This is a genomic window from Pseudomonadota bacterium (assembly GCA_030859565.1).
Taxonomy (GTDB): Bacteria; Pseudomonadota; Gammaproteobacteria; order JACCXJ01; family JACCXJ01; genus USCg-Taylor.
The window spans coordinates 1-3,002 of record JALZJW010000250.1 but is presented as its reverse complement, the minus strand read 5'-3'; the positions used below and the strand labels follow the sequence as shown (position 1 = coordinate 3,002).

At 60.2% G+C, this 3,002-nt stretch carries 5 protein-coding genes; all 5 read right to left on the bottom strand.

All coding sequences use genetic code 11. From position 1 onward, the window contains the following. The coding region (locus M3436_20300) for a hypothetical protein (GenBank protein ID MDQ3566313.1) at nt 1-387 on the bottom strand (387 nt) is incomplete at its 3' end. Between the two features lie 16 nt (nt 388-403). Further along, the gene (locus M3436_20295) at nt 404-1,117 is read right to left on the bottom strand and encodes a hypothetical protein (protein MDQ3566312.1); all 714 of its coding nucleotides are present in this window, start codon (nt 1,115-1,117) and stop codon (nt 404-406) included. Between the two features lie 25 nt (nt 1,118-1,142). Then, nucleotides 1,143-1,322: a hypothetical protein gene (locus M3436_20290; protein ID MDQ3566311.1), complete on the bottom strand. Its 180-nt coding sequence runs from the start codon at nt 1,320-1,322 to the stop codon at nt 1,143-1,145. A gap of 9 nt (nt 1,323-1,331) precedes the next feature. After that, on the bottom strand, nt 1,332-2,036 hold the full coding sequence (locus M3436_20285; protein ID MDQ3566310.1) for a TrbI/VirB10 family protein: 705 nt from the start codon (nt 2,034-2,036) through the stop codon (nt 1,332-1,334). A 449-nt stretch (nt 2,037-2,485) separates the two neighbouring features. After that, nucleotides 2,486-3,002 (bottom strand): hypothetical protein (locus M3436_20280; GenBank protein ID MDQ3566309.1); only part of this gene is annotated, 517 nt, incomplete at its 5' end.

Sequence of the window (3,002 nt, the reverse complement as noted above, 5' to 3'; positions counted from 1 at the left end):
CGCGAACACGGCGACGCTTGGTATCTCGCCCGCTTCGATGGGCGGGCTCTGCCCAATCCGCCAACTCGCGCCACCGTCTGCTGATGTGAGCAGCGTTCCATTTGAAGCGACGGCCACCCCACGCGTTCCGTCATCGTTTAGATCAAGCCACATCAAATCCGGCACTAAGGGTTGCTTGACCGCTTCCCATTTCGCTTGCCTGTCAAATGTTTCCTCAACTTGAATCGGAGGTGTTTCCGGGTGCTTGAACAGGCGCGGGCCGAACACCCACACGGACATGACGAGTGCGCCAACGGCGAGCGGCCAAGACTTCAGCCAGCGTTGTTTCAGTCGTTCGCCGAGCGGTACGTCCGGTTGTTCCGAGTTAACGTTGTCTTCGTTTTCCATCTTTTGCCTTCGCGGGTTAACTTCCGCATTCACTCCCACGGCATCCGCCCGTCGGCTGTCCTAATTGGTACAAGTGTTGAATCTTCCTGATCCACGCTCCGAATGATGCCTCGCCGATTGTCGCCGGCATGACGTGAAAGTGCGGCGGATCACGTCTCCCTAACCAAATGAAATCGTGCGTTCCCATGATCTGTACGATGCGCCCCGCATCACGTCGACTGCTCATTCCCGAGACATCGACCGCGCTTCCCGCCTCATGTGGTGAACTGCCGGGACGCGCCTTCAAGTTCGGGCCGGGGTTGACGTTTCTTTGTTGGCAGGTCGTCCGTAAAGCCCAAGTGAAGCTGAGAGGCGCTAACCCTTCCTCGGCCAGGTGGTTGATAGCTCCGATCATTCGACGGGCCACCCTGCGATCCAGCGCGGGCGTCTTGCCGCCGCCGACTCCGTTCAATCGCACGCAGACCAACTCCGCGCTCCCGCTGTCCAGCTCTTCAATGTTGTTTGCTTTCGTGTGGCTTTGCCCGTCGTGCCCGAGCGGAATGTTGGGTCGATTGCCGTTGATGTGAGCGATGCTTCCCTGCCCTTGTGTGCCCGCGCCAATGGTGCCGTTCGTTACTCCTACCCACAGGAAAACTACTAAGCCGAAGTACAGGACGATGACAACCAGCAGACAGATCAGCACCATTAACAGTATGCCGCCGCGCTCGTTGCTGATAGCGACGGCCACCACTCTAGAACCCGCAATGCTTCGGTTGCTACGGAGCCGTTTCATCAATAGTACAAATCCGTTCCAGGCGAATAGTGAGGGCAACGTCCAGCCCTTCGCTGACTTTTTCGAGCGGATTTAACAGACTACCTTCCGCATCTTTAGCAATAACGATTCGACGTGAATCGGGTGGGTTCTTGATACGTCCCCTTAATTCTTCAAACGTCATTTTTTAATTTCACATCCCCACCACAAAAGTGAACACCGTACCCTCTTTAGCAACTACCTCGCGCGAATAACTATTCAAGGCCCCCCCGCGCTCCGCCATCGCTTGCTCTGCCTCAATCGCTACTCTACCGCCGAGCGCGCCCATGCTGCCCGAGGCCATCCGTGCCGCACCTCGCAACCCCCTCGCGACTAAGTTCGGCCCGCCCCGCTGACCTTTGATCTCTCCGCGTATCCCCGGCCGCCCGTCCGCGCCTAACACCGACCCCTGCACCTCAATCGCTCTGCTGCCGACAACCAACACGCCGCTGCGCGAGGTGTTGAGCGTCAACCGCCCGTGAAACTCGTCAGCCGCAAATGGCAATCTGCCTTGCGTGCCGGCAGGAATAACGATCTTGCCCGCCGCGTCCCGCACCGGAGTTGTCACCACCACCTTGACAAAGGATGCTAGTCCGCTCGCCGCCGGTCGTAGCAACCGCATCGCTATCTCCGTGCCCACGGGTAGTGGTGAATTGCTCGTTGAGTCTTGGTCGCCTTCCGGCTCCTCAGTCTTGCCTGTCATAGGGAGGGGATCTCCCGCCACTCCCTGTGACAGCCCCGAAGGCTTTGCCCCCACCGGCGCACCGGGGTTTCCTTCATGAAGCTGCGCACCGAACTTGCTATCTGCTTGGTAGGCAAACGGTGAAGCATCTTCTTCCTTGATTGCCCTCTCAGCCACGGGCGCGTGGGGAGCTGCTGTCTCGCTCGGCACGTAAGGTCTCAAGGGCGGGGCAGAGTACGTTGGCGGCGCCGTGGAGGGGCCGAACGGTGTTCCCTGCGGCGAGGCTTGCGGGTATGCGCCACCTAAAGGCGGGACGTTGCCGGGTGCTACTTCGGGCGGACCTGTCCGGTCACTCCCGATCCCGATGCTGCTCCGGCGCGGCGTCGGTGTTGCCTGTGCTACGTCTTTCCTCTTCCCCGTGGCTGATTGTGGTTGTGCGTACCATGCCCACAGAAAGACTATGGCGCCAACGATGATGCAAACCGTGAGCGCGAGATTGCGATTCGTGCGCCCGTGCGGTTTGAGCTTGTGCCGCAACCAGTTAGCGGCCGTCGGTCTAGACTCCTGCGCTTCTTGTGGTGTGGGTGCTTGCCGGGGCGCGCGCGGCTCTTCAACTCGTTGATCCATCATTCTGCACCCCCGGTTTTAATCGTACCGCCCGTCACATGGAATACTATGCTGTCGGTTGCTTTCGCCCCGCTTACCCACAGGCTGACACGCGCCGACTTATCTGGAAAGATGTCACCGTTCGGCGCGTGCATCAACGTTCTGCCTTCGCCGCTGACGCTGACGCCGTCCAACTTCCTTGGCACCTTCCCCGTGTTCCGCAACTCATAGACGAGCCACGTGGCGCCCTCCGCCTCAACCCTCGCCAGTTGCTGCAACCTCATGCCTGCCGTGTTGATGGCGCGCCCCTTCTTTCCCTTGAGTGGAAGCTTTGCCATACTCGCCAGCGCCGCGACGCGTCCCTGCTCCGCCCCCTCACTCCTCGCTTCGGTCGCGCGCTGCTCGGCTCTTACCCGTGCCGACTCCGCCCCCGCGACTTGGTTCCGCGCGCGCTCCACATCGCTCAATAACTCTGTCACCTTCTCTTCGAGTTTCCGCTTCGCCGCCTCCGCCGCTGATGTCCTGATATGCACCTCG